Here is a 5,025-nt window from a genome sequence, read left to right on the forward strand (position 1 = left end):
TGCCACCCGCCACAGGTTGCCACCGCGACCGGGCTGGAACTGGCCCTCGTAATGGCCATCCAGCGCCTTGCCCCGCACTGCGGCCGGCCGGTTGGAGACGAAAAGCAGGAACGAGCCGTCCGGCGCCATCGCCGGCTCCAGGTCCATCCAGTTGCCGCCCGAGAACGGCGCCGGCGCCGGCATCGACCAGCGGCCGCCCTGGCGCGTGGCAACGAGCAGGCGGCGTGTGATGCCGTGGCCCCGGGCGAACACCACGGCGTCGCCATCGGGCGAGAAGGCGGGCGAGGCGTCGTGCGCCAGCGCCCACGGCCCGGGCGCCGGCGCGTCGACCTCCGTGGCGATGGCGGCGTGGGCCGGGGATGTGGCGGCGAGCCCCAGCCCGAGGGCAAGCGCAAGGACGACGATCGGGGGTCTGCTGTGCATCGGAAGTTCCTCGGGGTGGCGTCGATACCAGGCTGGCGCCATCGCGCGGGTGTGTCGCGCGGCGTGTGACGGGCGGCGCGCCGCCGGCCACCAGCGGCCGGCGCCCGCGGGCGGGAGGCACGCGCCGCCGCTGGTGCGCGCCAGTCGACCGCCGGTCCCCGGCGTGGCGTCGTTGGTCCCGTTCCGGCGGCGCCGGCGCGTCGCGCAAGGCAGTCTGGCGTGCGGCACTGCTGCCGCCGCTGACGAGGACCCGCGATGGCTTATCACTCCCTGCGCCTCAATCCCGCACGCCTGGTCGGTGCCGGGCTCTGGCTGGCCGCTGCCGCAGTCGCGGCGCAGGCGGCGGTCAACGCCCACGAGGGCTCCATGGACGAGACCGCCAGAAGCGCCGCGGCGGTGACCGCGGTCGACCAGCACTGGCTGGAGGCCGAAACCGGCGGCGACACCGCCTGGCTGGAGCAGATGCTGCTGCCCGAATACCGCTCGGTGAACGACCGCGGCGTGGCGATCGGCAAGGCCGATATCCTGGCGCACGCAGCGCGCAACCGTGGCTCGGACGAGCAAAGGAAGCGCGTCGCGGCCTGGCTGAAGGCGCACCCGTCCGGGCAGCGCGTGGTGCTGCACGGCGATACCGCCATCCTCACCTTCTACGACCCGAAGCTCGGCCCGCAAAACGGCGTGCGCTCCTCGGACATCTTCGTCTACGAAGGCGGCCGCTGGCACGCGCTGTACTCGCAGCACAGCGGCATCGCCGGCGGCTGACGCGCCGGCTCAGGCGTCGGCCACGCACACCAGCCGCTTGCCCATCGCGTCCGGGCTGGCAAGGCGTGTGCGGTGCCGTCGCTCTCGCTCAGGGCGCGCGCACCAGGGCGCCGTACCGCTCGTCGCCGCAGGCCTGCCAGCCGCCGCCCAGCGCCTTGTAGAGCGCGATGGCGCGCAGGTTGATGCCGGCTTCGGCTTCGGCCAGCTGGTCCTCGGCGGCGAGCTGGGTGCGCTGGGCGTCGAGCAGTTCCAGGTAGTCGACGGCGCCGGCGTCGTAGCGGATCTTCGCCAGCTCCGCCGCGCGTTCGCTCTGCCCGGCCTGTTCGAGCAGGTGCTGCACGCGCACGCGCTGCTGGTTGTAGCCGACCAGGGCGCTGTCGACGTCCTCCAGCGCGCGCAGCACGGTGCGCTGGTAGCTGGCCCGTGCGGCGTCCGCGCGCGCTTCGCTTGCCTTTACGCCGGAGCGCACGCGCTGCACGTTGAGGCCGGACCAGCTGATGCTGGGCGCGATCGACCAGGCACGCGTGGCCGGGCTGCCGAAGTCGTTGCTGCGCCCGGCCAGGAAGCCGAGGAAGCCGCCGAGCCGGACGTGCGGGAACCAGTCGGCCTTGGCCACGCCGATGCGCGCGGTGGCGGCGGCCAGCTCACGCTCGGCCATGCGGATGTCCGGCCGCCGCTCGAGCACGTCCTGGGCGTTGCCGATCGGCAGGGTGGTGTCGATCGACGTGAAGTGCGCGCTCGAGAGGTCGATGTCCAGCGCGCCGGGCCGCTCGCCCAGCAGCACAGCGAGGCGGAAGCCGTCCGCCTGTGCCTGCGTGGTGAGCACCGGCAGCGTCGCCTCGACGCCGGCCAGGCGCGCGCGGGCGCTGGCCACGTCCTGTGCCGAGCCGGTACCGAGTGCGGCGCGGCTTTCGATCAGCTCCAGCGCCTCGCGCTGGTTGGCGATGTCGCGCTGCGCGACATCGATGCGCAGCTGCGTACCGCGCAGGTCGAAGTAGTTGCGTGCGACCTCGGCGAACAGGGTGACCTGGGCGTCCTGCAGCGAGGCGGCGGCTGCCTCGCTGTCGGCCCGGGCGGCTTCCACCTGGCGCCGCACGCTGCCGAACAGGTCGAGTTCCCAACTGGCGTCGAAGCCGGCCTGGTAGGCGGTCGTGGTGGTGCGCTGGTCGCTGACGCCCGGCGTCTGGCCGCGGCTGCGCGTGTAGCTGGCACCGGTCTCGATGTCCGGCCACTGCCCGGAGCGCGCGGTGCCGAGCAGGGCGCGTGCTTCGTTGAGGTGAGCCAGCGCGATCTTCAGGTCCGGCGCGTTCTGCGCCGCACGGGTGATCAGGGCGTCGAGCGTGGGGTCGTTGAACTGCTTCCACCAGTCGGCCTGGAATTCGGCGCTGGACTGGCGTGCCGTATCCACGCCCTGCAGCGCGACCGGCTTCTCCGCCGGGTGGTGGTAGTCCGGGCCGACGTTGATGCAGCCGGCCAGCAAGGCAGCCAGCGCCACGGACAGGATGCGGAGCGTGCTTCTGGCGCCCTCTCCCCTTCGGGGAAAGGGCTGGGGTGAGGGGACGGGGCTCACGGGGGAATTGATCAGAGCGTGCCTTGATGCAAGGCCGCCGCCAGTGACTTTGGACATCTCAATGCTCCTCGATCGCGACCGGCAGCGCCGCGTGGCGCGCGGCACGCCGCGCCGCCGCACGCTCGCTCCAGCCGCGCACGATCACGTAGAACAGGGGGGTGAACAGCAGGCCGAAGAAGGTCACGCCGAGCATGCCGGAGAACACCGCCACGCCCATCGCATGGCGCATCTCCGCGCCGGCGCCGTGCGAGGTCACCAGCGGCACCACGCCCATGATGAAGGCGAAGCTCGTCATCAGGATCGGGCGCAGTCGCAGCCGCGCCGCCTCCAGCACCGCCTGCCGGCGGTCCAGGCCTTCGTGGATCTGCGCCTCGCGGGCGAACTCCACGATCAGGATGGCGTTCTTGCAGGCCAGGCCGACCAGCACGATCAGGCCGATCTGGGTGAAGATGTTGTTGTCGCCACCGGACAGCCACACACCGGCGATCGCGGACAGCAGCACCATCGGCACGATCAGGATCACCGCCAGCGGCAGGGTCAGGCTCTCGTACAGCGAAGCCAGCACCAGGAACACCAGCAGCACGCACAGCGGGAAGACGAGCACCGCGGTGTTGCCGGCCAGGATCTGCTGGTAGGTGAGCTCGGTCCACTCGTAGCTCATGCCGTTGGGCAGGTTGTCGCGGGCCAGCTTCTCCATCGCCGCCTGCGCCTGGCCCGAGCTGTAGCCCGGCGCCGGGCCGCCGTTGATCTCGGCGGTCGGGTAGCCGTTGTAGTGCTGTACGCGGTCGGGACCGACGCCCTGGTGCACCTGCACGAACGAACCCAGCGGCACCGCCTCGCCCGCGGCGTTGCGCGTCTTCAGCCGCAGGATGTCCTCCGGCTCGCGACGGAAGCCGGGCTCGGCCGACACGTTGACCTGGTAGGTGCGCCCGAAGCGGTTGAAGTCGTTGACGTACAGCGAGCCCATGTAGGCCTGCATGGTCTGGTAGACATCGGCCAGGTTGACGCCCTCGGCCTTGGCCTTCTCGCGGTCCACCTCGGCGTCGATCTGCGGCACGCTCACCTGGTAGCTGGAGAACAGGCCCGCCAGCGCCGGCGTCTTCTGGCTCTGCGCGATCAGGTTCTGCGTCTGCTTGTAGAGCTCCTCGAAGCCCTGGTCGGAGCGGTCCTCGATCTGGATACGGAAGCCGCCGATCGTGCCCAGGCCCATCACCGGCGGCGGCGGGAACACGGCGATGTAGGCGTCCTGGATCGCCGCGTACTTCTGGTTCAACGCACCCGCGATCGCGCCGGCCGACAGCGCCGGGTCGGTGCGTTCCTCGAACGGCTTGAGCGTCACGAACACGATGCCGCTGTTGGGCGAGTTGGTGAAGCCGTTGATCGACAGGCCCGGGAACGCGACCGCACTTTCGACGCCCGGCTGCTTCAAGGCGATCGCGCTCATGCGGCGGATCACGTCCTCGCTGCGGTCCAGCGAGGCGGCATCGGGCAGTTGCGCGAAGGAGACCAGGTACTGCTTGTCCTGCGAGGGCACGAAGCCGGTCGGCACGTGGATGAAGCCGAACACGCCCAGCGCCACCAGCGCGCCATAGATCACCAGCGCCGGGGCGCCCTTGCCGAGCACGCGACGCACGCCGCCGACGTAGCGGTTCGCGCCGCTCACGAACAGCCGGTTGAACGGCCGGAACAGCCAGCCGAAGCCGCGATCGAGCAGCAGGCTGAAACGGTCCTTCGGCGCGCCGTGTTCCTTCAGCAGCAGCGCGGCGAGCGCCGGGCTCAGGGTCAGCGAGTTGAACGCCGAGATCACCGTGGAGATGGCGATGGTCAGCGCGAACTGGCGGTAGAACTCACCGGTCAGGCCGCTGATGAAGGCGGCCGGGATGAACACCGCGCACAGCACCAGCGCGGTGGCCACGATCGGCCCGGTCACCTCGGTCATGGCGCGCCGCGTGGCGTCCTTGGGTGTCAGCCCATGCTCGATGTGCCGCTCGACGTTCTCCACCACCACGATCGCGTCGTCGACCACGATACCGATCGCCAGTACCAGCCCGAACAGGCTGAGCGCATTGAGCGAAAAGCCCGCGAGGTACATCACCGCGAAGGTGCCTACCAGCGAGACCGGCACGGCGACCAGCGGAATGATCGAGGCGCGCCAGGTCTGCAGGAACAGGATCACCACCAGCACGACCAGCAGGATCGCCTCGAACAGCGTGTGCACCACCGCCTCGATCGAGCCGCGCACGAACACGGTCGGGTCGTAGACGATCTTG

Annotated in this window: 4 protein-coding genes; 1 reads left to right on the forward strand and 3 read right to left on the reverse strand. The window is 70.8% G+C overall.

The window, feature by feature from the left end:
• On the reverse strand, positions 1-423 hold a 423-nt coding region (locus VFH59_RS12980; RefSeq protein ID WP_414655894.1), incomplete at its 3' end, for a TolB family protein.
• A 255-nt stretch (positions 424-678) separates the two neighbouring features.
• On the opposite strand from VFH59_RS12980, the gene VFH59_RS12985 reads away from it, so the two are divergent.
• A complete protein-coding gene (locus VFH59_RS12985; RefSeq protein WP_325165325.1) occupies positions 679-1,185 on the forward strand; it encodes a nuclear transport factor 2 family protein in 507 nt (168 codons plus the stop codon).
• Between the two features lie 88 nt (positions 1,186-1,273).
• On the opposite strand, the gene VFH59_RS12990 is transcribed toward VFH59_RS12985, so the two are convergent.
• Together VFH59_RS12990 and VFH59_RS12995 are read right to left on the reverse strand one after the other, a co-directional pair.
• Positions 1,274-2,680, reverse strand: a complete 1,407-nt coding sequence (locus tag VFH59_RS12990) for a TolC family protein (protein ID WP_325165326.1) — start codon at positions 2,678-2,680, stop codon at positions 1,274-1,276.
• 133 nt (positions 2,681-2,813) lie between these two features.
• The coding region (locus VFH59_RS12995; RefSeq protein ID WP_325165327.1) for an efflux RND transporter permease subunit at positions 2,814-5,025 on the reverse strand (2,212 nt) is incomplete at its 5' end.

It is taken from the genome of Frateuria sp., assembly GCF_035695185.1.
Classification (GTDB): domain Bacteria; phylum Pseudomonadota; class Gammaproteobacteria; order Xanthomonadales; family Rhodanobacteraceae; genus Frateuria_A.